This window comes from Rhodopseudomonas palustris (assembly GCF_034479375.1).
GTDB classification, from domain to species: Bacteria; Pseudomonadota; Alphaproteobacteria; order Rhizobiales; family Xanthobacteraceae; genus Rhodopseudomonas; species Rhodopseudomonas palustris_M.
Map to the genome: position 1 here is coordinate 2,951,034 of NZ_CP140155.1, position 23,481 is coordinate 2,974,514.

Annotated in this window: 23 protein-coding genes; 11 read left to right on the forward strand and 12 right to left on the reverse strand. The window is 66.7% G+C overall.

Annotated features, from left to right (window positions below):
* Nucleotides 1-26: 26 nt before the first annotated feature.
* Nucleotides 27-890 (reverse strand): polyprenyl synthetase family protein, encoded by an 864-nt coding sequence (locus SR870_RS13300; protein WP_322514031.1) that lies wholly within the window; start codon nt 888-890, stop codon nt 27-29.
* A gap of 122 nt (nt 891-1,012) precedes the next feature.
* On the opposite strand from SR870_RS13300, the gene crtD reads away from it, so the two are divergent.
* From crtD to SR870_RS13315, 3 genes are all read left to right on the forward strand, one after another.
* Nucleotides 1,013-2,563, forward strand: a complete 1,551-nt coding sequence (gene crtD / locus SR870_RS13305; protein ID WP_322514032.1) for a 1-hydroxycarotenoid 3,4-desaturase CrtD — start codon at nt 1,013-1,015, stop codon at nt 2,561-2,563.
* 45 nt (nt 2,564-2,608) lie between these two features.
* Complete coding sequence (locus SR870_RS13310; RefSeq protein WP_322514033.1) at nt 2,609-3,562, forward strand: carotenoid 1,2-hydratase; 954 nt, start codon at nt 2,609-2,611, stop codon at nt 3,560-3,562.
* 80 nt (nt 3,563-3,642) lie between these two features.
* The gene (locus SR870_RS13315; protein ID WP_322514034.1) at nt 3,643-3,972 is read left to right on the forward strand and encodes a GIY-YIG nuclease family protein; all 330 of its coding nucleotides are present in this window, start codon (nt 3,643-3,645) and stop codon (nt 3,970-3,972) included.
* A 253-nt stretch (nt 3,973-4,225) separates the two neighbouring features.
* Here SR870_RS13315 and SR870_RS13320 read toward each other — a convergent pair whose 3' ends face one another.
* The 7 genes from SR870_RS13320 to SR870_RS13350 form a co-directional block, all read right to left on the reverse strand.
* The gene (locus SR870_RS13320) at nt 4,226-4,378 is read right to left on the reverse strand and encodes a hypothetical protein (protein WP_322514035.1); all 153 of its coding nucleotides are present in this window, start codon (nt 4,376-4,378) and stop codon (nt 4,226-4,228) included.
* Nucleotides 4,375-4,512, reverse strand: coding sequence for a hypothetical protein (locus tag SR870_RS13325; protein ID WP_322518394.1), 138 nt, complete (start codon nt 4,510-4,512; stop codon nt 4,375-4,377). The genes SR870_RS13320 and SR870_RS13325 overlap by 4 nt, the downstream gene beginning before the upstream one ends.
* 33 nt (nt 4,513-4,545) lie before the next feature.
* Nucleotides 4,546-5,448, reverse strand: a complete 903-nt coding sequence (hemF, locus tag SR870_RS13330) for an oxygen-dependent coproporphyrinogen oxidase (protein WP_322514036.1) — start codon at nt 5,446-5,448, stop codon at nt 4,546-4,548.
* Between the two features lie 238 nt (nt 5,449-5,686).
* Nucleotides 5,687-6,736: a phytoene/squalene synthase family protein gene (locus SR870_RS13335; protein WP_322514037.1), complete on the reverse strand. Its 1,050-nt coding sequence runs from the start codon at nt 6,734-6,736 to the stop codon at nt 5,687-5,689.
* A complete protein-coding gene (locus SR870_RS13340; protein ID WP_322514038.1) occupies nt 6,733-8,268 on the reverse strand; it encodes a phytoene desaturase in 1,536 nt (511 codons plus the stop codon). The genes SR870_RS13335 and SR870_RS13340 overlap by 4 nt, the downstream gene beginning before the upstream one ends.
* Before the next feature lie 77 nt (nt 8,269-8,345).
* On the reverse strand, nt 8,346-9,236 hold the full coding sequence (gene bchO / locus SR870_RS13345; protein WP_322514039.1) for an alpha/beta fold hydrolase BchO: 891 nt from the start codon (nt 9,234-9,236) through the stop codon (nt 8,346-8,348).
* Between the two features lie 160 nt (nt 9,237-9,396).
* Nucleotides 9,397-10,350 (reverse strand): alpha/beta hydrolase, encoded by a 954-nt coding sequence (locus tag SR870_RS13350; RefSeq protein ID WP_322514040.1) that lies wholly within the window; start codon nt 10,348-10,350, stop codon nt 9,397-9,399.
* 111 nt (nt 10,351-10,461) lie between these two features.
* Between SR870_RS13350 and hemE the strand changes: the two genes are divergently transcribed.
* On the forward strand, nt 10,462-11,508 hold the full coding sequence (gene hemE / locus SR870_RS13355; protein ID WP_322514041.1) for a uroporphyrinogen decarboxylase: 1,047 nt from the start codon (nt 10,462-10,464) through the stop codon (nt 11,506-11,508).
* A gap of 329 nt (nt 11,509-11,837) precedes the next feature.
* Nucleotides 11,838-12,569, forward strand: coding sequence for a PilZ domain-containing protein (locus SR870_RS13360; protein WP_322514042.1), 732 nt, complete (start codon nt 11,838-11,840; stop codon nt 12,567-12,569).
* A gap of 247 nt (nt 12,570-12,816) precedes the next feature.
* Here the strand turns inward: SR870_RS13360 and SR870_RS13365 are convergent, their stop codons facing one another.
* The 3 genes from SR870_RS13365 to hemC are packed head-to-tail and all read right to left on the reverse strand — an operon-like array spanning nt 12,817 to nt 16,585.
* Nucleotides 12,817-14,577 (reverse strand): magnesium chelatase subunit D, encoded by a 1,761-nt coding sequence (locus SR870_RS13365; protein ID WP_322514043.1) that lies wholly within the window; start codon nt 14,575-14,577, stop codon nt 12,817-12,819.
* Nucleotides 14,574-15,596: a magnesium chelatase ATPase subunit I gene (gene bchI / locus SR870_RS13370; RefSeq protein WP_322514044.1), complete on the reverse strand. Its 1,023-nt coding sequence runs from the start codon at nt 15,594-15,596 to the stop codon at nt 14,574-14,576. The genes SR870_RS13365 and bchI overlap by 4 nt, the downstream gene beginning before the upstream one ends.
* An 8-nt stretch (nt 15,597-15,604) precedes the next feature.
* Complete coding sequence (gene hemC / locus SR870_RS13375; protein WP_322514045.1) at nt 15,605-16,585, reverse strand: hydroxymethylbilane synthase; 981 nt, start codon at nt 16,583-16,585, stop codon at nt 15,605-15,607.
* A gap of 260 nt (nt 16,586-16,845) precedes the next feature.
* On the opposite strand from hemC, the gene SR870_RS13380 reads away from it, so the two are divergent.
* The 6 genes from SR870_RS13380 (at nt 16,846) to SR870_RS13405 (ending at nt 22,714) form a co-directional block, all read left to right on the forward strand.
* Complete coding sequence (locus SR870_RS13380; RefSeq protein WP_322514046.1) at nt 16,846-18,162, forward strand: DUF3422 domain-containing protein; 1,317 nt, start codon at nt 16,846-16,848, stop codon at nt 18,160-18,162.
* Nucleotides 18,159-19,769, forward strand: coding sequence for an alpha/beta hydrolase (locus tag SR870_RS13385; RefSeq protein ID WP_322514047.1), 1,611 nt, complete (start codon nt 18,159-18,161; stop codon nt 19,767-19,769). Before SR870_RS13380 ends, SR870_RS13385 begins: the two co-directional genes overlap by 4 nt.
* Entirely contained in the window at nt 19,769-20,257 is a 489-nt protein-coding gene (locus tag SR870_RS13390; protein ID WP_322514048.1) for a CIA30 family protein, read from the forward strand. Before SR870_RS13385 ends, SR870_RS13390 begins: the two co-directional genes overlap by 1 nt.
* A 63-nt stretch (nt 20,258-20,320) precedes the next feature.
* Nucleotides 20,321-20,818: a DUF427 domain-containing protein gene (locus tag SR870_RS13395; protein WP_322514049.1), complete on the forward strand. Its 498-nt coding sequence runs from the start codon at nt 20,321-20,323 to the stop codon at nt 20,816-20,818.
* Nucleotides 20,812-22,044: a Coenzyme F420 hydrogenase/dehydrogenase, beta subunit C-terminal domain gene (locus SR870_RS13400; protein ID WP_322514050.1), complete on the forward strand. Its 1,233-nt coding sequence runs from the start codon at nt 20,812-20,814 to the stop codon at nt 22,042-22,044. The genes SR870_RS13395 and SR870_RS13400 overlap by 7 nt, the downstream gene beginning before the upstream one ends.
* A gap of 217 nt (nt 22,045-22,261) precedes the next feature.
* Entirely contained in the window at nt 22,262-22,714 is a 453-nt protein-coding gene (locus tag SR870_RS13405) for a PA2169 family four-helix-bundle protein (RefSeq protein WP_322514051.1), read from the forward strand.
* A 212-nt stretch (nt 22,715-22,926) separates the two neighbouring features.
* Here SR870_RS13405 and SR870_RS13410 read toward each other — a convergent pair whose 3' ends face one another.
* The gene (locus SR870_RS13410) at nt 22,927-23,406 is read right to left on the reverse strand and encodes a hypothetical protein (RefSeq protein WP_322514052.1); all 480 of its coding nucleotides are present in this window, start codon (nt 23,404-23,406) and stop codon (nt 22,927-22,929) included.
* Nucleotides 23,407-23,481: the final 75 nt, after the last annotated feature.

A 23,481-nucleotide genomic window follows, 5' to 3' on the forward strand; every position in this document is an offset into this window, starting at 1 on the left:
CGAGGCCAAGCCGGGGCTTTGCCGGATCACGCCGCGGATTGCGCGAGCTTCGCCGGCACCAGCCGGGTTGCTTCCGACATGATCAGCGAGCGCAGCTCGTTGCCGTTGGAGCACGGCGGCATCGCCTCGACTGCGCCGCGCACCAGCGACTTCAGATGGTACACCGCGCCATCGATGCCCATTTCGCGCACCGCGCTCGGGCGATCATGGGCGACGTCCTGGCCGACCGGCTTGCCGATCTCGTCTTCATCGGCGGCGGCGTCGCGCAGATCGTCGGCGACCTGATAGGCCTCGCCGATCTTCTCGCCGACCATCCGCCACGGCTCGGGATCGGCGCCGGCCGAGGCCGCACCGGCCGCGGTCGCGGCGACGAACAATGCACCGGTCTTGGAGCGGTGATAATGGGCGAGATTGATTTCGGATTCGCATTCCCACGCCTGCCCGGCGACGATGCCGAGCGGCACTCCGACGGCGCTGCCGATCACCTGGGTGAGCTTCAGCAAGCGGTCCGGCGCGCAATTGACGCGGGCGATGGCCTGGAACGCCAGCACGATCAGCGCGTCGCCGGTCAGCACCGCGAGCGGCTCGCCGAACGCCTTGTGCACCGAGGGACGGCCGCGGCGGATATCGGCGCCGTCGAAACAGGGCAGATCGTCGTGCACCAGCGAGGCGCAATGCATCAATTCGAGGGCGGCACCGGCGGCTTCGGTGGCCGGATTGTCGTCGCCGCAGGCTGCGGCAACGCTGTGACAAAGTCGGGGCCGAACCCGGGCACCGCGCGGGAACACCGCGCTGCGCATTGCGGCCGCCAGTCGGGGCGGGCATCCTGCCAGATCCGCCTGGCTGAGCGCCTCGGTGAGGGCACGCTCGATCCGATTGGTGACATCCATGGCCGACTCCCGCTCTAAGCGCAGCAAGTGTCAATTTAACTTGTCATGCGCGAATGTAAATTATTATGGACACGTGTCAATGACATGGCGCAATGACACTTAAGGCGAAGCGGGAGTCGGACTTGAGAGATCAGACCGCAAAGAATCGCGTCGTGGTGATCGGCGCCGGGGTGGCCGGACTGACCTCCGCCCTCGCTCTGTCCGCGCGCGGTCTGGACGTGACGGTGCTCGAGCGCGCCGCGGCGCCGGGCGGCAAAATCCGCGAGGTCGGGATCGGCCCGGCGCGGATCGACAGCGGCCCGACGGTGTTCACCATGCGCTGGGTGTTCGAGGAGTTGTTCGCGAGCGCAGGCCTCGACTTCGCCGATCATATCCGGCTGCGGCCGCTGTCGGTCCTGGCACGCCACGCCTGGAACGAGAAGACGCGGCTCGATCTGTTCGCCGACGAGGCGCGATCGGCGGACGCGATCGGCATCTTCGCCGGCCCCGCCGAGGCGAAGCGCTACAGACAGTTTTGCGCCGACAGCCGACGGATCTATCAGATCCTGGAAAAGCCGTTCCTGCGCGCCACCGCGCCGAGCCTGCCCGGCCTCGCCACCGCGAACGGCCTCGGCGGGCTGCTGGAGCTGCGCAAGATCCGCCCTTTCACCACGATGTGGAGCGCGCTCGGCGATTACTTCAAGGACCCGCGGCTGCGGCAATTGTTCGGGCGCTATGCGACCTATTGCGGCTCGTCGCCGTTTCAGGCGCCGGCGACGCTGATGCTGGTCGCGCATGTCGAGCAGCAGGGCGTCTGGATCATCGAGGGCGGGATGCATGCGCTGGCGCGCGCGCTCGCCGATTGCGCGGCGTCGCTGGGCGCGACCATCCGCTACGATCAGGAAGTCCGCGAGATCATGGTCTCGGGCGGCCGCGCCGCCGGGGTGATCCTCGCAAGCGGCGAACGCATCGAGGCGCAATCGGTGATCGTCAACGCCGATGTCGGCGCCCTGCCCGGCGGATTGTTCGGCGATAAGGTACAGCGCACGGTGCCGCCGCTGGCGCCGAAGCTGCGATCATTGTCGGCGATGACCTGGAGCATGGTGGCGAAGACCGACGGCTTTCCGCTGAGCCGGCATTCGGTGTTCTTCTCGCGCGACTATACGCGCGAGTTCAAGGATATTTTCGAGCGCGGCGAAGTGCCCGAGGAGCCGACCGTCTATGTCTGCGGCCAGGACCGTATCGACGACGAAGCGCGGCTCGGCGATGGTGGCGAGGAAGAGCTGCTGGTGCTGGTCAACGCGCCGCCGATCGGCGACCGCAAGCCGTTCGACGCGGCCGAGATCGCGCGCTGCGCCGAACGGACCTTCGGCGTGCTGGAGCGCTGCGGCTTGCGCATCCGGCAGCAGCCTGACAAAACCACCGTGACGACGCCAGCCGACTTCAACCGGCTGTTTCCGGCGACCGGCGGCGCGCTGTACGGCCGCGCCTCGCACGGCTGGACCGCCTCGTTCGAGCGCCCCGGCGCGCGGACGAAGATCCCCGGCCTGTATCTGGCCGGCGGCAGCACCCATCCCGGCCCCGGCGTGCCGATGGCCGGCCTGTCCGGCCGCGCCGCCGCGGCGAGCCTCGTGGCCGATCTCGAGGCCGAGCTGCAGGGCTTGAAGCCGATGCTGCGGCCGGCCGCCACCTGAACCGACGCGCGACACTCACAGCGCAAGTACGAAGCACACGAATCGATGATTGCCTGGCCCAACGAGACCGACGAACGCCGCGCCGGATTCAACCTCGAGGTTCCGAACAACGGCTATGCCTGGTGGTATGTCGACGCGATCAGCGACGACGGCAGCGAGGGCCTCACTATCATCGCCTTCATCGGCAGCGTGTTCTCGCCCTACTACGCATTCGCGCGGCGCGGCGCGCCGGCCGACCCGCTGAACCATTGCGCGCTCAACGTCGCGCTGTATCACAGCGACAGCAAGCGCTGGACCATGACCGAGCGCTCGCGCGGCCGCGTCGCGCGCAATCTGCGTTCGCTGCTGATCGGACCGAGCGACCTCGCCTGGGACGGCCGTGCGCTGACCATCAACATCAACGAAGTGCGCGCGCCGATCCCGGGCCGGATCAAGGGCCGCGTCCGCGTGATTCCGACGGCGGTGACCAAGGATTTCTTCGTGCTGAACGAAGACGGCAACCACCGCTGGTGGCCGATCGCGCCGCGATCGCGGATCGAGGTGACGCTGGAGCAGCCGAAGCTGTCCTGGCAGGGAGAGGCCTATCTCGACTGCAACGCCGGCGACGCGCCGATCGAGACCGGCTTCCGGCACTGGGAATGGGCGCGCGGCGCGCTGCGCGACAAGACCGCGATCCTGTACGAAGCCGAGCGCCGCGACGGCAGCCGCGTCGATCTGGCGATCACCTTCGACGCGCAAGGCAACATGGAACGCTTCACCCCGCCGCCGCTGCTGCCGCTCGCCCGCTCCGGCTGGCAGGTCAGCCGCAGCGCCCGCAGCGAGACCGACGCCCGGGTGCTACGCACGCTCGAAGACTCGCCCTTCTACGCCCGCTCGATGGTCGCCACCACGCTGCTCGGCGAGAAGGTGACGCTGATGCACGAAAGCCTGTCGCTGGACCGATTCAAGATGCCGGTGGTGCAGGCAATGCTGCCGTTCCGGATGCCGCGGAGGAAGTAGCGGGCGAGCGCGTTTTCGTGGATGGCCGGGACGGAGCCCGGCCATGACCGCCAAGATTGACGGAGCATTGCAACACCGTCATGGCCGGGCTTGTCCCGGCCAACCACGAACGACATACTCACCGCATGGGATGCGGTTACGTGTACTTCATGACCAACCGGCCCAACGGCATCCTTTATGTCGGGGTGACGAGCGATCTGGTGCGCAGGGTCCATGAACACCGCAGCGGCGCCGTTGCAGGCTTCACCAAGCGCTACGGCTTGAAGCGGCTGGTGTACTTCGAAGCCTACGACGACATCCGAACGGCGATCCAGCGCGAGCACAACATCAAGCATTGGAGCCGAACCTGGAAGGTTCGCCTGATCCTCGCGACAAATCCGAATTGGGACGATCTGTACGACTCGTTGTGAGGCTGTTCGTGGATGGCCGGGACGGAGCCCGGCCATGACGGCGGGCGTCCTTCCAAATATGTTAGCCGACTAAACGTGGCAGACATGGTCCCAACCCCGTCATGGCCGGGCTCGTCCCGGCCATCCACGAGCGGCGTCCGCACCAGATGGATTGGGTTTCGTCTCCTGGCGGCTCATCGGAATTTGGACGATCTCTACGACTCGTTGTGAGGCTATTCGTGGATGGCCGGGACGGAGCCCGGCCATGACGGATTCAGTGCTTGTCCGGAATGGTTTCGCTCCGCGCCTTCTCCTCTTCCCGCTTCTTGTCCAGCCGCTTGCCTTGCCACTCCAGCACCAGCCAGCTCGCGGCAAACATCCCTAGCATCAGGATTTCGAAATAGTTGAAGGCGCTGTCGCTGGTCATGGCGACTCCTTCTTCTCGCGCTCGGCGCGGGCGCGGTCGAGGCGTTTGCCCTGGCGTTCGAGCACGAACCAGCCGACCGCGAGGCAGGCGAACACGAGGATCAGTTCGATCAGTCCGTAATAGTCCTCCACCATCCGCCTCCCATGATCGGCGACCGCGGCGCTCCGTCAGGCCCAGCTCACCAGCGGCGGCATCGAGCTCATGATGGTCTCGGTGTTGCCGCCGGTCTGCAGGCCGAACATCGTGCCCTTGTCGTACAGCAGGTTGAACTCGACATAGAGCCCGCGGCAGGCGAGCTGCTGCGCCCGCTCCTCCTCCGTCCACGGCTCGACCATGCGTTTGCGCACGATCTTGGGATAGATGTCGAGCAATGCGGAGCCGACGTCGCGGGTGAAGGCGAAGTCGCGCTCGAAATCGCCGCTGTTGAGGTGATCGTAGAAGATGCCGCCGACGCCGCGCGCCGTGCCGCGATGCGGCAGGAAGAAGTAGGTGTCCGCCCACGGCTTGAACTTGGCGTAGTAGGTCGGATCGTGCGCGTCGCAGGCGGCCTTCATGGCGGCGTGGAAGGTCACCGCGTCCTCGGCGTCCTGGCTGCGCTGCGCGGGCAGCATCGGCGTCAGATCGGCGCCGCCGCCGAACCAGCCCTGCGACGTCGACAGAAACCGCGTGTTCATGTGCACGGTCGGCACAAGCGGGCTGCGCGGATGCATGATCAGGCTGATACTGGTCGAGACGTAGTCGCGCGTGACGCCGTCGCCGGGCAGGTTCTTCGCCATCTCCGGCGTCAGCGTGCCGTTGGCCGACGAGGTGTGGATGCCGATCTTTTCGAACAGCCGGCCGCCCGAGAGGAAACCGCCGACGCCACCGCCGGCGCCGGTCTTGCGCTGCCACGGCTTGTAGCTGAAGGTCGCAGGCTCGCCGGGAAACAATTCGGCCGGCGCCTCGCGCTCCAGCGTTTCGATCTCGGTGCAGATCCGGTCGCGCAGCCCCTCGAACCAGGCGCGCGCGCGGCTGCGCCGGGCCTCGACGGCGTTCGGGGTGGTGGTGTCGAGGTCAATGTCGATCGTCATGGCCGTGATCCATTGCGCGTTTCCACGCCATCGGTATCACGCCAGTTTGGCGGCTTCGAGAGTTTTTGCAAATCGGTGGCGGTTGAGGCGACGCTGATTGGAGCAAGGCCGCACACCACACTCGGCGTCATGGCCGGGCTCGTCCCGGCCATCCACGGGTCCGGGCACGGCGCAAGCGTCGTTCGTGGATGCCCGGGACGAGCCCGGGCATGACGAAGGTTGGTACAAGTTGACCGAACTACACCCGGCTGCGCTGCAGCATCTGGTCGCGGCGTTCGAGGCGGGTGAACAGGTCGACCAGCCAGGCGACCTTCTGCTCGATCGGCTTGACGCGCGGGACCGGCGGCACGTCGCGGACCGGGTGGGCGATCACGGCGTCGATCAGGAAGCGGGTCTCTTCCATGTCGCCCAATCGCGTCGCCAGATACTTCGCCGGCGCCCATTCGGTTTCCTGGAACGCCAACATCCGCGACAGCACCGCGAGCTTGCGCCCGGTCGACACCACGGCGCGGGACGACACCGAATCCAGCCCGGAGCGCTCGACCTCGCGGCCGATCTCGGCGTAGAGCGCACGCGCGGCGAAGATGCCGGGACGGCACGAGCGCGGCAGGTTGGCGATGCCGAGCGTGGCGCGATCGTACAACGTGTCCGCGGTGTCGATCAGCCGCTTGACGATGCCGGCGATCTCCGGCGTGAATTTCGGGTCCTTGAGCCAGGTCTCGGGATCGAGCCCGGCTTCGCGCATCCACGACAGCGGCATGTAGATGCGGCCGTTGCGGGCGTCCTCGCCGATGTCGCGGGCGATATTGGTGAGCTGCATGGCGCAGCCGAGATCGCAGGCGCGCGCGACGATGTCCGGTCTGCGCTGGCCCATCACCAGCGTCATCATCACGCCGACGGTGCCGGCGACGCGCGCCGCATAGCCGTAGAGATCCGACAGCGTCTCGAAGCGGCGGCCCTGCGAGTCCCATTCGAGGCCTTCGATCAGCGCCTCGGGAATCGCCGGCGGAATCGAGAAGCGCGCGATCACATCGGCGAAAGCGCGGTCCGACGGATACGGCCGCGGCAGACCGCGGCAGGCGCGATCGAGCCGGTCCTTCAGCACTTCGACCGCATTGCTGCGATCGAGCCCGAGATCGACGGCGTCGTCGGCGACGCGACAGAACGCGTACAGCGCGATCGCCGGATCGCTGATCCGGCGCGGCAGCACCTTGGACGCCGCGTGGAAGGTGCGCGAGCCTTCCTTGATCATCACGCGGCAGGCCAGCATATCGGAGTTTACGGTCATGACGTCACCAGACTGTCGGCCTCGGGGACCAGGGAATCGAGCACGCGCGCCGAGGACAACACCCCGGGAAGACCGGCGCCGGGATGCGTTCCGGCGCCGACCAGATACAGGTTCTTGACGTCTTCGCTCTGGTTGTGCGGCCTGAACCAGGCGCTCTGCCACAGCACGGGCTCGAGCCCGAACGCGGCGCCGCGGAACGACGACAGCCGGTCGCGGAAATCCAGCGGCGTGGTGAGCTTCGAGGTCACCACCTGATTTTCGAGATCGGGCAACACGGTGGCGCCGAGCATCTTGGCGATCGAGGCGCGATAGCTCTCGGCCTTGGTGGTCCAGTCGATGTCGCCGAGCAGGTTGGGCACCGGCGACAGCACGTAGAACGTATCGCAGCCGGGCGGCGCCAGCGACGGATCGGTCGCGGTCGGGCGATGCAGATACAGGCTGAAATCATCGGCGACGATCTTGCGCGAGAAGATGTCGGTGATCAGTTCCTTGTAGCGCGGCCCGAGCAGAATGGTGTGATGCTTGACGTCGTCGTAGCGCCGCTTGGTGCCGAAGTACCAGACGAACAGGCCCATCGAGTAGCGCGAGCGCTCGATCTTGGCGTCGGTCCAGCGCTTGCGGGTCTCCGGCGCCAGCAGATAGCGATAGGTCGAGGCCGAATCGGCGTTCGACACAACGATGTCGGCCTTGATGAGTTCGCCGTCGGCGAGCTCGACGCCGCGGGCGGCGCCGTTGTCGACCACGATGCGGCGGACGTCCTGCTTGTAACGGATCTCGTTGCCCTGGCCTTCGATCAGCTTGACCAGGCCGGTGACGAGCGCGCCGGTGCCGCCCATCGCCGAGTGCACGCCCCACTGCTTTTCTAGATAGGTGATCAGGCAGTACACCGAACTCGACATGAACGGATTGCCGCCGATCAGCAGCGGATGGAAGCTGAACACTTGCCGAAGCTTCGGGTCCTTGAAGTGCTTGGCGACCAGGCCGAAGACGCTGCGATAGCTCTCCAGCTTGATCATGTCCGGCGCGATCTTCAGCATGTCGGTGAAGCGGCTGAACGCCTGATCGCCGAGCTGCTCGAAGCCGACCTTGAAGATCGCCTGCGACGCCGCCATGAAGCGGTCGTAGGCCGGGACGTCGTCGGGACAGAATTTCGCGATCTGGTCCAGCACCGCGTCGCGGTCGTCGGAATAATCGAAGAAGGTGCCGTCGTCGAAGCGGATGCGGTAGAACGGCGACATCGGCTTCAGCGTGACGTCGTCGGACATCCGCTTGCCGCACAGCGTCCACAGCTCCTCGAACAGATACGGCGCGGTGACGATGGTCGGGCCGGCGTCGAAAGTGAAGCCGTCCTGCTTGTGGACGTAAGCGCGGCCGCCGGGCGCATCGAGTTTTTCGAGAACGGTTACCCGGTACCCTTTGGCGCCGAGCCGCACCGCGGCGGCAAGACCGCCAAAGCCGGAGCCGATCACCACCGCGTGCGGTGCCTGATCGCGTGGAAGACGAGAAGTGGGTTTCAGACCGGGATCGAGCATGGGGACCACTGTAACGAAAAATTGACAGCCGAACCAGTCCAAATGTGTAATGCGAACGTTACACCGCTGTCTTTGATCTATTCGACATTTTGCCCCACCTCGTGCGAATATCGCTCGATCAGCGCCGCGATCAAATCCGGCCGCTCCTCATGGGCCAGATGGCCCAGCCCCGGAATCCGTTCGAGCACCGCTTTCGGCTGAATTTCCAGCACCTTACGGGCGACCGAGGGCGGAATCGCGCGGTCGCCATCGGCCGCGACCAGCACCAGTTGCGGCTTCAGATTCGGCAGCGCCTTCAGCAGCGGCTCGAGTTCCCAGTTCGCCATCATCCGCAGCGCGGCGGCGACATGGGCCGAATTTCCGACCAGCTTGCCGTACAGCTTGATTCCGACCGGATCGATGGTCGAGCCGGTATTGCCGATCAGCCGCTCGACCGCGCCGCGGCTGCCGGCCTGCCAGGCGAAGAAGCCGGGGACGAACGGATTCAGCACCAGCATCTTGGCCAGCGGCGAGAAGATGTTCGCGGCCGGCCCGCCATAGGGCAGAAACGCGCCGTTGAGGCTGATCAGCAGCTTTGGGGCGATGCTGCCGTCGAGGCACATCCGCGCCGCGATCGCAGCCCCCGCGGAATGCCCGACCACGATCTGCGGCGACACCCCGAGCACCCGTAGGAGCGTGGCGAGATCGCCGGCCATGCCCGGCAGCGACAGCCGGTGCGCGCGCGGCGACTGGGTGAAGCCGTGGCCGGGCAGATCCGGCGCGACCACGCGAAAATGCTGCGCCAGCAGCGGCGCGAGACCGCGCCAGGAATGCGACGCCGCGCCGGTGCCGTGGATCAACAGCAGCGCCGGCGCATCCGCCGGCCCCATCAGTTGGACGTGCCAGCGGAAGCCGCCGGCCTCGACGAACCGGCTGGCCTCGCGGTGCGGCCAGTCGACGCCGTCCCGGCTCCAGACGAGCTCGCTCATCGCCTACCCCGGCTACAGGCCCCTCATGGTGAGGAGCCCGCTCCGCGGGCGTCTCGAACCATGAGGATGTGGGGCTCCATCCTTCGAGACGCGGCCCTGCGGGCCGCTCCTCAGGATGAGGCTTGTCGTGTTGGCAGGCCGTGGCATGACCGCTCGCGCCTCAGGCCGGCTGCTTGGCGACCCGGGCGAGGAATTCGTCGTAGGTGCGCAGGAATTCGGCGGGCATTTCGAAATGCGGCATCGCGCCGGTTTGGAATACGGTGACGGTCCAGTTCGGCCGGCCTTCGACGGTGCTCTTGTTGCCGTAATCGACGAAATCGCCGCGCACGCCGTGCGACAGCCACGCCGGCATCTTCAGATCCTGATAGATCCGCAGGATGTCCTGGCTGAACAGATAGCCCGAGACGAAGTAATAAGGCGCGTGCTGGGCGCCGGGCTGATGCGTCGTCAGATAGTCGTAGTCAAGCAGGCCCTGATCGATGTTGGGCGAGCCGAAGGTCTTGCGCAGGAACCAGGCGATCACCGATTTCTTCGTCAGCAGGCCGAACACGGTCTCGCTCCAGAGCGGGTTTTCGAAGAATGCATGCAGCCACGGAATCGCCCGCGAACCCTTGACCCAGCGCACCTGCCGGCGATCGAAGCCGGTCGGACTCACCAATGCCACGCTGCGGAACGGCTTCGGCGACTCGTCGGCGGCGCGCCCGAGAAACTCACAGCCGAGCGACAACGCGACCGCGTCGAACGGCGCGTCGCCGTGGATCTTCTGAATCTCGGCGACGGCGGCGTGGATCGCATCCGTCATCATCCGAATTGTGTATTGACGCTTGGCGCGCGAGGAATGACCAAAGCCCGGCAACTCGATCGCGTAGACCGGGCGGCTCCTGGCGTAGTGCTCGTAGATCGGTTTCATCTCGTAGGCCGATCCCGCCGCATTGATGCTGTGGACGAGAAGCATCGGCGGCTCCGACGTCGGTGTCGCCGGCGACGCGGTCCAATAGGTCAGCCGACCGGCCAAGCTGTCGATGTCGTGGCGCTCTCCGGAGACCGGTGCTGGAAGGTTCGGGTTTTCGTTGCGCGTCGCGGTCGATCCGGGGGTGGGTGCGGTTGCGTTCATCTCGAAATTCCTGTTCGCGGCCGCTCCGGCCGCATCTCGACGTGGCCAAGACGGTGTGCGCAGTGTATCAGACCGTCAAGAACGCTTGTCGTATAACAATGGGTATCTCTCTTGACACAGAAACTGGTGACGAAACCGTTCATTGAGGTGCTTTCCGGCAATCGGCAGGCCTCTCCCCCGATGTGGATGATGCGGCAGGCCGGCCGTTACCTGCCGGAATACCGCGCGACCCGCGCCGAAGCCGGGAGCTTCCTCGACCTGTGCTTCAACGCCAAGCTCGCCGCCGAGGTGACGTTGCAGCCGATCCGGCGCTTCGGCTTCGACGCCGCGATCATCTTTTCCGACATCCTGGTGGTGCCTTACGCGCTCGGACGCGCGGTCCGCTTCGAGGTCGGCGAGGGCCCGCGTCTCGATCCGTTGAATTCGCCGGACCTGGTCGGCACGCTGAACGGCGCGATCGACATGTCCAAGCTCGAACCGGTGTTCGAAGCCCTTCGCATCGTGCGCAGCGAGCTCGCCCCGGAAACCACGCTGATCGGCTTCTGCGGCGCGCCGTTCACGGTCGCGACCTATATGGTCGCCGGCCAGGGCACGTCGGATCAGCATCCGGCCCGGCTGATGGCGTATCAGCACCCCGGCGCCTTCGCCAAGATCATCGACGTGCTCGTCGAGAGCTCGATTCAGTATCTGCTGAAGCAGCTCGAAGCCGGCGCCGACGTGCTGCAGATCTTCGACACCTGGGGCGGCATTCTGCCGCCGCGCGAATTCGAGAAGTGGTGCATCGCGCCGACTCGCCGCATCGTCGAGGGCGTCCGCAAGGTCAAGCCGGACGCCAAGATCATCGGCTTCCCGCGCGGCGCCGGCGCGCTGCTGCCGGCCTTCATCGAACGCACCGGCGTCGACGCCGTGAGCATCGACTGGACCGCCGAGCCGAACCTGGTTCGCGAGCAGGTGCAGAGCAAGGTCGCGGTTCAGGGCAACCTCGATCCGCTGCTGCTGATCGCCGGCGGTTCGGCGCTCGACCAGGGCGTGGACGACGTGCTGGAGAATTTCTCGGGCGGCCGTCACATCTTCAATCTCGGCCACGGCATCACCCCGGAGGCCCCGGTCGCGCATGTCGAGCAGATGGTGAAGCGGGTCCGCGCCTACAAAGGCTGAGACCTCCGCATCGACGATCGAAGCCGGTGCGCGAGCGCCGGCTTTTTTCGTGCCGATCGACCGAGCTCCTTTCGGCGGGGACGCGTTGCGAGTTCCCGCCGGACGTCACCGCTGGTAGCAACACAATCAAAATGATCGCACCGGATGTAGAAAATGCCCGTCCCGCAGGCAGTTCCGGCAGCCGATTCAACATGACAACAAAGCGTTCCGACAATCGCGCGGCCGAATAATCGTTCGATAACCAAGGCGGCAGCCATTCTCGAAATGACTGGCCTTCGTAAATCCACGGAGCTTAGTAGAGGCAGCAACTACCTGGAGGAGTTCAAGCCGTGTCCGTCCGGGCCTTTCTCAAGCAGCGCGCCGTCAACATCGCCGTGGGTGGCAATTACTCGCTGGCGAACTGGTACGACCAGAACGGCAAGCCGCGGAACTTCGCCTGCCGGACCAGTCGGGTATCGCCGTTCCGGATGATCGTCGACGTGCCGGTCGTCGGCCGCGTCGGGGATTCGATCTCGTCGTATTTCAGCGATTTCGGCAAGCTCGACGGCCATATCAGCGACACCGTGCCGGGCGGGTTCCTGCTCGAGCTCGCCGTCACCCGCGCGATGCGCGAGCGGCTGTCGAACCAGTTGAGCTGGCTCGAGAAGAAGCTGAGCGACCCGGCGATCGTCGATGCGCGGGAGCAGGCCCGGATCGTTCCCGCCTGCCCGCATTCCAGCCTGATCCTTGCCGACGGCAGCATGCACACCTGCTTCGTCATCGACATGTCGATTTCGGGCGTCGCCGTGTCCGCCGACGTTCAGCCCGAGATCGGCACGCCGCTGGCGGTCGGCGGCTGCGTCGGCCGCGTCGTCCGCCACCGCAGCGATGGCTTCGCGGTGAAGTTCAGTGAACTGCAGAACCGCAACGAGCTGGAGTGGCGGATCGCCCGGCCACCGGCCCGGAACTCCGTGGCCGAAGCGCGCGTCGAACGACTCGCTGCGGAGAAGCCGTCCGAGCAATGGACTGACGCCAAGCCCTCGAACGAGGACGGCAGCGGCACCTTCGTGCTGGACGCCTGAGCGGCGCCGTTCACTCGAAACGAGCTCGCATCCAGTGCAGTTCTGTCTCCGATGGAATCGGCACTGGCGTTCCGGGACACTCACCACAGGCACAACCTCATGGTGAGGAGGCGCGCAGCGCCGTCTCGAACCATGGCCGCCGGCATTGCGTCTCCCCATCCTTCGAGACACCCGGCTTCGCCGGGCTCCTCAGGATGAGGAGTCAGTGCATTTGGCAAGGGCCATGTCGATCAATCGATGAGACGTTCTAGCGCGTCGCCGCAGTCACCGCCTTCGCCAGCACATTGGCGTCGGCGTAGGGCATCGGCAGATAGCGCGCGTCCATTTCCTTGGCGAAGGCCTCGGCCTGCGGGCCCGGCCGCGGCGACATGTCGATCACCACCGAGTTGATCGCAGCGACGCGGAATTGTCGGGCCGAGGCTTTGGCGTCTTCCTCGGCCTGCGGCCGGCCCGGCGCGCCGTCGCGCGCGATGTTGGCGCGGCCGTCGGTGAGTACGATCACCGTCGGGGTCTGGCCCTTGCGCTTGATCGAGTCGGCCAGCATGAAGGCGGCGTCGAGCCCGGCCGCGAGCGGCGTGCCGCCGCCGCCCGGCAGGCCGGCGAGGCTGCGCTTGGCGCGCGCCAGCGACCGCGTCGGCGGCAGCAGGATCTCGGCGATCGAACCGCGGAACGCGATCATCGCCACCTGATCGCGGCGCACATAGCAATCGGCAAGTAACAACTCGACCGCGCCCTTGGCTTCGGCGAGCCGATGCAGCGCGGCGGAGCCGGAGGCGTCGACCACGAAGATGGTGATGGTCTCGGTGCGCTGCTTGAAGCGCGCGATCCGGAAATCGTCCTTCTCGACCAGAATGCGCGGCGCGCTGCCGCTGCGGCCTTCGGCCTGACGCCGGCGCAGCGGCTGCCAGGGGGCTGCGGCGCGCAGCGTCTCGATGACGTTGAGCTTGGAGCCGTCGCGCAATTCGCCGCGCACGCTTCCGGTGGGCCGGCCGCGCTTCTTCGACTTCTGCAACTCGCCGGCCTTGCCGGCGGAGCGGGCGCGCGCGCGGCCCGCGGAGGCGCGCAGCGCTTCCAGCACGCCGGGCGGCATCGCGGCTTTCACCGCGGCGAGGATCACCTCGTCGAGCGCCTTGTCGATGTCCGGGGTCTGCTGTTCTTGATCGTTGTTGTCTTCGGAATTGTCTTCCGGCGGCGGCTCGGGCGGCGGCGGCTCGGCCTGGTCGGGCTGATCGGCTTGCGGAAACACGGTGGCGCGCGGCGCCAGCACCAGTCGCGCCGCCAGCGTGATGTCGTCCTGCTCGATGATGACACGATCGAACAGCGCCGCACTCGCCCGCGCCGCACGAAGCGCCAGCAGCGGCGCGCGCAGCGAGATGATGCCGAGCGCGGCAGCGGCGGTGCAGATCGCTTCGATCTGCGCGCTCTCGACCTTGATCGTGGACAGGCGCGCGCGCGCCGCCACGATGTCGTCGAGCAGGACCGGGAAGTCCTCGGTGTCGCGCCAGGCGAATTGATCGAGATCCAGATGGAAGCCGAGCCGGTCGCGCAGGCCGGCGGGCGAGAACTCGTCCTCGAGGCCTTCGTCGAGCGCCACCACGCCGAACCGCGCCGGCATCCGCAGTGACAGGCCGTCGCGCTCGACCGCGGTCTCCTGCGCGTCCATCGCGGCGGTCAGATACACATTGGTCGAGGACTGCATCCGCTCGGCCATCGCCACCACCAGCACGCCGCCATCGGCTTCGGCGAGCAGGCCGCGCTCGGCGACCGGACGGCCGGCGAGCAGCGTGGCGGACAGATCGAGACCGCCGAGCAGGCGGCCGTCGGCGATATGCAGCGGCAAGTTCCGATAGGGCCGATCAGGCGGCAGCGCGGCGCGCAGCGTCGCCAGCCAGCGGTCGCGCACCGGGCCGGCGCGCGAGCGCAGCAGCACGCCGCCGGTGCCGACCGGGTCCACCGCGAACAACTGCGCCGCGGTCACCGCATCGGACCATGACAGCGAGATGCTCATCCGAAGATTTCAGCGAGCGCCCGATCGACACGAACGCTCGATCCGGCGTCGTCCAGAGGATTGCGGCGCAGCCGATGCCGCAGCGCCGACGGCGCGATCCGCTTGAGGTGATCGTCGGTGACGATCTTGTCGTGCTCCAGCGCAGCCAAGGCGCGGGCGGCGCGCATCAGCGTCAGTTCGCCGCGCAGGCCGTCGGTGCCGAGCGTCATGCACAGCCTGGCGGCACGCTCCAGCGCCGCATCGGGGACGCTGACGTCGGGCAGCCGGTCCTTGGCCTGGGTGATCTTGCGCCGCAGCTTGGCTTCTTCCTTCGACCAGTGCTCGAGGAACGCGGCAGAATCGTTCTCGAACGCATCGCGGCGGCGCACCACCTCGATCCGCTCCGGCAGCGTGTCCGGCGTCTTGACCTCGACCGACATGCCGAAGCGATCGAGCAGTTGCGGACGCAACTCGCCTTCTTCGGGGTTGCCGGTGCCGACCAGCACGAAGCGCGCCGGATGGCGGATCGAGAGGCCTTCGCGCTCGACCACGTTCTCGCCGGAGGCGGCGACGTCGAGCAACAGATCGACCAGATGATCTTCGAGCAGGTTGGCTTCGTCGATGTACAGGAAGCCGCGATGCGCCCGCGCCAGCAGGCCGGGCTCGAACGCCTTCTCGCCCTTGGCCAGCGCGCGTTCGAGATCGAGCGCGCCGACAACGCGGTCCTCGGTGGCGCCGAGCGGCAGATCGACCACCGGCACCGGCACCTGCGCGGACTTGACCTTGCCGTGCTTGGCCTTCTCCTGACACTCCTCGCAGAACCGCGCCGGCAGATCGGGATCGCAATTGTAGCGACAGCCGACCACGGTCTTCATCTTCGGCAGCAAGGCAGCGAGCGCGCGCACCGCGGTCGACTTGCCGGCGCCGCGATCGCCGAACGCCAGCACGCCGCCGACCTTCTGATCGATCGCCGCGATCAGCAGCGCGAGCTTCATCTCTTCCTGGCCGACGATGGCTGAGAACGGAAATACGGTCGCCATGGGATGGGTCACTCCGGCCGCGTCTTTTCGATGATCGCGGCGGCGCCCTTGTCCAGCAGATCAAGGCCGACCGTGCGACCGAGCTCGCGGGGCCGATTGGCCGGCCCCGTGCGCGAGGCCTCGATGAACAAACCACCCGCCTCGTCGAGCACCGAGGCGCTCAGCGTCATCTCCGAGCCGTTGATGGTGGAATAGGCCGCCATCGGCGAATTGCAGTGGCCGTTCAGCACCCACAGCACCTCGCGCTCGGCGTCGCAGAACAGCCGCGCCTTGGGATCGTCGATCAGCGCCAGATATTTGCGGGTCTGCCACTCGTGGACCGGGCACTCGACCGCGACGATGCCCTGCCCCGCCGCCGGCAGCATCTCCTGCGGCGTGAAGTCGTGGACGATGCGGTCGACGAAGCCGACGCGCTCGAGGCCCGAGCGGGCCATGATCAGCGCGTCGGCCGGGCCGACCTCGCCGCCGTCGGGCATGCGCTGCTTCTCGCGATTGTCGAGCTTGCGGATGCGGGTGTCGGCCGCGCCGCGGAAATGAATCACCTCGACCTCGGGGAACAGCCGCTTGGCATAGGCCGCGCGCCGCACCGCGTTGGTGCCGATGGTGTAGCCCTTGCCGCGCGACTTCTTCAGCTCGTCGAGCGTCAGGCCCTTGCGCAGCACCATCGAGTCGTTGGCCGGATCGCGCGCCAGCGTGGCTGCGACGATCAGTCCGGGGGTTTCCTCGTTGGCGGGCATGTCCTTCAGCGAGTGCATCGCGCAATGCAGCTCGCCGCGCAGCATCGCCGCGCGGATCTCGGCGACGAAGGCGCCGCCCTTGCCGCCATGCGGCAGCAGCTTGCTGACCTGGTCGCTGTCGCCGACGGTCTCGAACCTGACGATCTCGGGATCGAGTTCGTCCGCGGCTGCGCGCAACTGGGCGGCAATGTCCTCGGTCTGGGCAAGCGCCATCACGCTCTTGCGCGTCCCAATGCGGACTGGAATTTTCACCACATGCTCCATTCGACGACCGCGAAGGGCCCGCGGCGACTTACGGTCGAACCATACCAGTCCGAGCCAGATTGCAAACAGATGACTACCGGAATTCTCGTCAGACCCCGACCGGGCGCCGAGGTCGTTGATTTCGAGCAAGTCCGGAGCCAGCGACGGCCCCACCCGGCCAGCGCGGGCAAAACCTTTCGGCTTCTGTCCATCGCGCTGCAATGCTACTCAAGTCAATCGACGCAATGTTGAGCAAGGTCAAAATACCGATGACGGCTGAAGTTCTGATTGGTGACGGCGATTGTAGACTTTCGCCGCATCCTTTGCGGGCGGTCGTGCTCGGCGAGGTTCACGCGCGCCCATTCACCGCGATCGCGGTGCCGGCGCGCGTGCTGCATTTCGCGTTCGATACGTCGGGCGACAGGGCCAAGGCCGATCGCCTCGCGCTGACGAATTTCTGCGAATCGCGCGGGCTGCAGCCGCCGCCGGCCGGCGAGAAGCATCATCGCGCCTCGTTCGGCACGACGATGCTGCGCTGGGAACAGCATTCCGAATTCACCACCTATACGTGGGAATTCACCGCCGATCCGCTGGCCACGCCGTTCCACCCCGAGGCGTCGTCGCTGGCGTCGCCGATGCGGCTGATCCCGCAGCCTGGACCGCTGTTCGTGGCGGTCGACCTGCACATCCTGCCGGACGATCCGCCGCGCACCTCGCCGGAACGATTGTTCGACCGCGCCAGCCTCGCCGTCGCGGAAAACTCCGACGGCGCGGCGGTCTATGCGACCGATTTTCAGCCCGGTCCGTCGGGCTTCGTTCGGGTGCTGGTGGTCGATCGCGGCATGGCGCCGGAGCGTGCCGGCGCTCTGGTGCAGCGCGTGCTCGAAATCGAGACCTATCGCACGCTGGCGCTGCTCGGCCTGCCCGAAGCGCAGCGGCTCGGCCCCTCGATCAGCAACGGCGAGCGCCGCCTCGCCGAAGTCACCGCCGAGATGCGCAAGGCGGGCGATCTCGCCATCAACAACAAGCTGCTGCACGAACTGACCGAGCTCGCCGCCGAAGTCGAAGCCGGCGCCGCCGCAAGTCTGGGCCGGTTCAGCGCCAGCCGCGCCTATGAGGAGATCATGACGGGCCGGCTGGCGACGCTCGGCGAACGCAAGGTCGGCGGGCTGCCGACCTGGTCGTCGTTCCTGGCGCGCCGGATGAAGCCCGCGATGCGGACCTGCACCACCACCGAGGCGCGGCAATCCGACCTGTCGCTGAAGCTCGCCCGCGCCGCCAATCTGTTGCGCACCCGCGTCGATGTCGAACTCGAACAGCAGAATCAGGAGTTGCTGAAATCGATGAACGCGCGCACGCGGCTGCAATTGCGGCTGCAGGCGACCGTGGAGGGCCTCTCCACCGCGGCGATCACCTACTACGTGGTCGGACTGTTCGGTTATGTGGTGAAGGGCCTGCACGACACCGGCCAGATCACGGTGGAGCCGAGCCTCGTCACCGCGGCCTTCGTGCCGATCGCCGCATTCACGATCTGGTGGACGGTGCGCAGAATCCGGATGAAGCACATCGCCGGTGAGGATCGATGAAGCCCGGCGGCAGGCTCGGCCCCGCGCGGTTGCTTGTCGCCATCGTCGCGGTGATCGCGATCGGCGCCGCGCTGTGGCAGCTCCACCGCGCCACCGGCGATCTGATCGTCACCCACGCCACCGTCGGCCAGACCCCAGTCACGGTGTTCCGCGAGCCGTCGGCCACGCGGGCGCCGGTGGTGGTGATCGCGCACGGCTTCGCCGGCTCGCAGCAATTGATGCAGCCGTTCGCCCAGACCATGGCGCGCAACGGCTATATCGCGGTGACGTTCGACTTCACCGGCCACGGCCGCAATCCGGTGACGATGGTGGGCGACGTCGACGAGCCGACCAAGATCACCGGCGTGCTGGTCGACGACCTCGCCCGGGTGACCGACTACGCCCGCGCGCTGCCGCAAAGCGACGGCCGCGCCGCGGTGCTCGGCCATTCGATGGCGTCCGACATCGTGGTCGCCTACGCGGTGGCGCACCCGGACATCTCCGCCACCGTCGCGGTGTCGGTGTTCACCCGAAAATCGACGCCGACCCTGCCGCACAATCTGCTGGTGATCGTCGGCGATTGGGAACCGCAGATGCTGAAGGACGAGGGCTTGCGCATCGTCAATCAGCTCACCGGCGGCGGTGCGGCGGCCGGGCGCACCTATGGCAGCTTCGGCGACGGCACCGCGCGGCGCGTGGCGTTCTCGTCCGGCGTCGAACATATCGGCGTGCTGTACAGCCAGGACAGCCTGCGTGAATCGCTGCAGTGGATGAACGAATCGTTCGGCCGGCAAAGCTCCGGCTGGATCGATCGCCGTCCGGTCTGGCTGGCGCTGCTGTTCGGCGGCCTGATCGCGCTGGCGTGGCCGCTGTCGAAGCTGCTGCCGCAGGCGGCGCCGCTGCCGATGGGCGCGAGTCTGGCCTGGAAGCCGCTGCTGATTGCCGCGATCGTCCCCGCGGTGCTGACGCCGCTGCTGCTGTGGAAGGCGCCGACCGACTTCCTGACCATCCTGCTCGGCGACTATCTGACGCTGCATTTCCTGCTGTACGGCGCGCTGACCGCTGCGATCCTGCTGCTGATCCGCCGGCGCGGGCGCAAGGCGCATGCCCATGCCCATGCTTCCACGCATCACCAACGCGGACTGGAGCGACTGGAGTCGCTGCCCGATCCCGCCCATCCGCGGGTGGCGATCGCGGCGCTGGCGATCGCGTCGGTGGCGGCGATCGCCTACAACATCATCGGCTTCGGCGTGCCGCTCGACACCTACGCGTTCTCGTTCATGCCGATCGAACCGCGGCTGCATCTGATCGCCGCGGTCGCCTGCGGCACCATCCCGTATTTTCTCACCGCGGAATGGATGGCGCATGGCGCGGGCGCCAGACGCGGCGCCTATGCGCTGGCGAAATTCTGCTTCCTCGCCTCGCTCGCCGCCGCGGTCGCGCTCAATCTGCAGAAGCTGTTCTTCCTGATCATCATCGTGCCGGTGATCCTGCTGTTGTTCATCGCCTTCGGCCTGATCAGCAACTGGACCTACAAGGCGACCAACCACCCCCTGCCCGGCGCGCTGGCCAATGCGATCCTGTTCGCCTGGGCGATCGCGGTGACGTTCCCGATGGTGATCCGCTGATGCAGATCGAGCTCTGGCCCGCAGGCGGCGAGCGGCGCTGGCGTCTGGTCACCGACGCGGTGATGGGCGGAGTCTCGCAGGGCACGTTGCAGGCGACCGAGGTCGGCGGCCGTCCGGCGGCGCGGATGCGCGGCGCGGTCTCGACCGAGAACAATGGCGGCTTCATCCAGATCGCGATGGATCTGGCGCCCGACGGCGGCGCTTACGACGCCGGCGGCTTCACCGGCGTCAGCATCGAGGTGTCGGGCAACGGCGAACGTTACGGCGTCCATCTGCGCACCACCGACATGGTCCGGCCGCAGCAATCCTATCGCGAGGGCTTTGCCGCGCCGCCGCGATGGACCGTGGTGCACCTGCCGTTCGTGCAGTTCGTTCCGCATCGCATCGAAACGCCGCTGAACATCACGCGGCTGCGGCGGATCGGGCTGGTGGCGATCGGCCGCGCCTTTGATGCAGATCTATCCGTCGCCCGGCTTTGGCTCTATTGATCGGTGGAGCCTGACTTATGGCGAATGGCGACGGTCGCCGCCGCCGAATAGAGAAACCGCACGATGTTCGGACCCAGGCGCGAGATCCCCGCGAGCGGCCAGGAATCGGTGTGGGACTATCCGCGCCCGCCGCGACTGGAACCCGTGCCCATGCGGCTGCGCGTGGTGTTCGACACCGAGACCATCGCCGACAGCGTCGCGGGATTTCGCGTGCTCGAGACCAGTCACCCGCCGGTCTACTACATTCCGCAGGCCGACATCCGGATGGACCTGATGCGCAAGGCGCCGGGATCGTCCTGGTGCGAGTTCAAAGGCGAGGCCGGCTACTGGTCGATCGAGGCCGGCGGCCGCCGTTCCGACAACGCCGCCTGGAGCTATCCGTCGCCGACGCCGACATTTGCGCCGATCGCCGGCCATCTCGCCTTCTACGCCTCGCGGGTCGACGCCTGCTACGTCGGCGACGAACGCGTTCAGCCTCAGCAGGGCGATTTCTACGGCGGCTGGATCACCTCGACGATCGTCGGCCCATTCAAGGGCGGCCCGGGAACACGCGGATGGTAGATCATCTCGAAGCTCACGCGCCGGTCTGGTCGCCGCCGCTGAACGAACCCGCACCGCGCGAACTGTGCACCGATTGCGGCGTGTCGCGAATGAGCGATCCGAAGCAATGCGGCCAGGCCTGCCAGTTCATCAAGCCCAACTACCCGGCGATGGAGCGGCAGGTCCACGGCCGCAACCGCGATCCGTCGAAGCCGGACGAGGCGTTCTTCGGTCCGTACGGACGGATGCTGCAGGCGGCGATGAAGCAGCCGCGCGAAAACGCGCAATGGACCGGGATCACCACGAGGATCGGCGAACGTTTGCTCGAAACCGGCGCGGTCGACGCGGTGCTGACGATGGCGCCGGACCCGGCCGACAAATGGAAGCCGATGCCGGTCCTGGTGACCAGCCCCGAAGGCATGGCGCAATGCCGCGGCATGCGGATGGGCTACGCGCCATCGCTGGCGCTGCTGGAGCCGGCGCGCGCCGCCGGTTACAAGCGGATCGCGGTGATCGGGATTCCGTGCCAAGTCTATGCGCTGCGCTCGCTGGAGCAGAAACTCGGCTTCGAGCGGCTGTATGTCATCGGCACGCCGTGCTCGGACAACACCACCACCGAGAATTTCCACGAATTTCTCGATCTGTTGTCGGACCAGCCGGACACCATCACCTATCTCGAGTTCCGCGCCGACTATCACGTCGAGCTGCGCTTCACCGACGGCCGGGTGCAGGCGATCCCGTTCCTGCTGCTGCCGATCTCGAAGCTGAAGCCGGATTTCTTCCCGATCACCTGCCGCACCTGCGTCGACTACACCAATACGCTCGCCGACATCACGGTCGGCTACATGGCGGGGCGCGGCGAGCAATGGCTGCTGGTGCGCAACGAGCGCGGCGAAGAACTGCTGAATCTGCTCGGCGACGAAGTGAAGCTCAGCGAGCCGACCAGCGCAGGCAACCGCACCGCGCCGGTGAAAGGCTTCCTCAAGAACACCGAACTCGCCGCCGGCGGATTGCCGGTGCGCGGGATGCCGAACTGGCTGCGGCCGTTCATGGGATGGCTGATGCCGAAGGTCGGCCCGCGCGGGCTGGAGTTCGGCCGCGCCCGGGTGGAGATGAAGGCGGTGGAGACCGTGCTGCATCTGCGGCGGAACTACAAACAGAAGATCAAGAACATGGTACCAGCGCACGTCTGGGCGCTGGTCAAACCCTATGGGCTCGAGCCCGACGAGTCCGAGCGGCGCAACTAAAGCATGATGAGTTATCTTCGAATCGTCATGCAGCTCTAGCTTTTTGATTGAGCATGATCTTTTCCGAAATCCGGCTTTTCGTTTTCGGGATCATGCGCCAAACCTCCCGATCCAGCAGTTCCGACGGGGAACTCGTCTTCGTGCTCCCAGTTAGCGGGCCAGGAGGCGGCCCGCCTGCGGCCGGTCGCGTGCTCCTGAACCGAGCAGGGAGGCTCAATTGGACAAGGACATTCTCGATCACCTGAAGACGCTGCATACCAGCGAAATCGACGCCCGCAACGGCTACCAGGAAGCGCTGGAAGACGCCGAGGGCAAGGGATTGACGTCGCTGTTCCGCGACATGATCGCGCTGCATCACGGCAATTCCGAAGAGCTCGGCGGGATGCTGATCAATGCCGGCGAGGAGGCCGACGACAGCGGGTCGTTCATGAGCGTGGTTCACCAGACCATCATGAGCGTGCGCTCGCTGTTCGACGGGTTGGACGGCAGCGTGCTGCCCGGCCTGATCGACGGTGAAAAGCGCAACCTCGCCAAATACGACGAGGCGGTGCAGGCCTCGGCGGCCGCGCCGGCGATCGTCGCGACGCTGACCGCGCAGCGCAACAAGATCCGCGAGAAGATCGAGCTGATGCAGCAGCAGAACGCCGCCTATGAGGCGGCGAAGGCGTAGTTCGCCGCGGACATATCGTCTGATTTGAACGACCCCACTTCGTCATGCCCGGGCTTGTCCCGGGCATCCACGTTTGGAGCCGACGATGCTCCGAGATACGTGGATGGCCGGGACAAGCCCGGCCATGACGTGTTGAGAGGGGGAGCGGCTCACAAAAAAATCGGGGGCTTTTTGGGCCCCCGATTTCCTGTCCAGCCAATATGTGCAGCCGGTTACTTGGTCAGCGTGCCGGTATTGCCCGGCGAACTGCCGACGCCGGCGTCGGATCCGGTCGGCGCGACGCGCGGATCGGTGCCCGGATTGGCAGGCTGATAGCGCTTCGGCTCGTTCTGGATTCCCTGCGGCTGCGCCATGCCGGTGGTGTTGCCGCTGGCGGCGCCGGTGGCGTTACCCGCCGCGCTGCCGGTGGCCGCCGGCTGCGACACCTGCGCCGTCTGGGTGTCGTTGCGCGCGGTCACGCCGGTCGCCAACAGGCCCATCGCGACCAGCGCAAACACGGTGACGCCGATCAGTTCCGGCAGTGCACCATCCGGTGCGGCACCGCGGCCATGGCCGTTGCCTTCGAGCGTATCGGCGGCCACGGCACGATTGGACCGCGACTTGATGAAGTTGAGAAACGCGAATGCGACGATCGCGAGGCCGGCCGCCAGGGTGAAAAACATCAGCCAGCTGATAGGTTGCTCTCCGTCCATGAAATCCTCCAGAGTTGGGTGTCGACGAGTAGTAGTGACGATCTGTCGACAACCAACGAGAGGTTTTCAGAAAGG

What these genes read in the sequence shown, in the direction of transcription:
- SR870_RS13300 (WP_322514031.1), bottom strand. Translation starts at nt 890, where the DNA reads ATGGATGTCACCAATCGGATCGAGCGTGCCCTCACCGAGGCGCTCAGC.
- SR870_RS13310 (WP_322514033.1), top strand. Translation starts at nt 2,609, where the DNA reads ATGATTGCCTGGCCCAACGAGACCGACGAACGCCGCGCCGGATTCAAC.
- SR870_RS13315 (WP_322514034.1), top strand. Translation starts at nt 3,643, where the DNA reads ATGGCCGGGCTTGTCCCGGCCAACCACGAACGACATACTCACCGCATG.
- SR870_RS13320 (WP_322514035.1), bottom strand. Translation starts at nt 4,378, where the DNA reads ATGACCAGCGACAGCGCCTTCAACTATTTCGAAATCCTGATGCTAGGG.
- SR870_RS13325 (WP_322518394.1), bottom strand. Translation starts at nt 4,512, where the DNA reads ATGGTGGAGGACTATTACGGACTGATCGAACTGATCCTCGTGTTCGCC.
- hemF (WP_322514036.1), bottom strand. Translation starts at nt 5,448, where the DNA reads ATGACGATCGACATTGACCTCGACACCACCACCCCGAACGCCGTCGAG.
- SR870_RS13335 (WP_322514037.1), bottom strand. Translation starts at nt 6,736, where the DNA reads ATGACCGTAAACTCCGATATGCTGGCCTGCCGCGTGATGATCAAGGAA.
- SR870_RS13340 (WP_322514038.1), bottom strand. Translation starts at nt 8,268, where the DNA reads ATGCTCGATCCCGGTCTGAAACCCACTTCTCGTCTTCCACGCGATCAG.
- bchO (WP_322514039.1), bottom strand. Translation starts at nt 9,236, where the DNA reads ATGAGCGAGCTCGTCTGGAGCCGGGACGGCGTCGACTGGCCGCACCGC.
- SR870_RS13350 (WP_322514040.1), bottom strand. Translation starts at nt 10,350, where the DNA reads ATGAACGCAACCGCACCCACCCCCGGATCGACCGCGACGCGCAACGAA.
- SR870_RS13365 (WP_322514043.1), bottom strand. Translation starts at nt 14,577, where the DNA reads ATGAGCATCTCGCTGTCATGGTCCGATGCGGTGACCGCGGCGCAGTTG.
- bchI (WP_322514044.1), bottom strand. Translation starts at nt 15,596, where the DNA reads ATGGCGACCGTATTTCCGTTCTCAGCCATCGTCGGCCAGGAAGAGATG.
- SR870_RS13380 (WP_322514046.1), top strand. Translation starts at nt 16,846, where the DNA reads ATGACGGCTGAAGTTCTGATTGGTGACGGCGATTGTAGACTTTCGCCG.
- SR870_RS13385 (WP_322514047.1), top strand. Translation starts at nt 18,159, where the DNA reads ATGAAGCCCGGCGGCAGGCTCGGCCCCGCGCGGTTGCTTGTCGCCATC.
- SR870_RS13390 (WP_322514048.1), top strand. Translation starts at nt 19,769, where the DNA reads ATGCAGATCGAGCTCTGGCCCGCAGGCGGCGAGCGGCGCTGGCGTCTG.
- SR870_RS13395 (WP_322514049.1), top strand. Translation starts at nt 20,321, where the DNA reads ATGTTCGGACCCAGGCGCGAGATCCCCGCGAGCGGCCAGGAATCGGTG.
- SR870_RS13400 (WP_322514050.1), top strand. Translation starts at nt 20,812, where the DNA reads ATGGTAGATCATCTCGAAGCTCACGCGCCGGTCTGGTCGCCGCCGCTG.
- SR870_RS13410 (WP_322514052.1), bottom strand. Translation starts at nt 23,406, where the DNA reads ATGGACGGAGAGCAACCTATCAGCTGGCTGATGTTTTTCACCCTGGCG.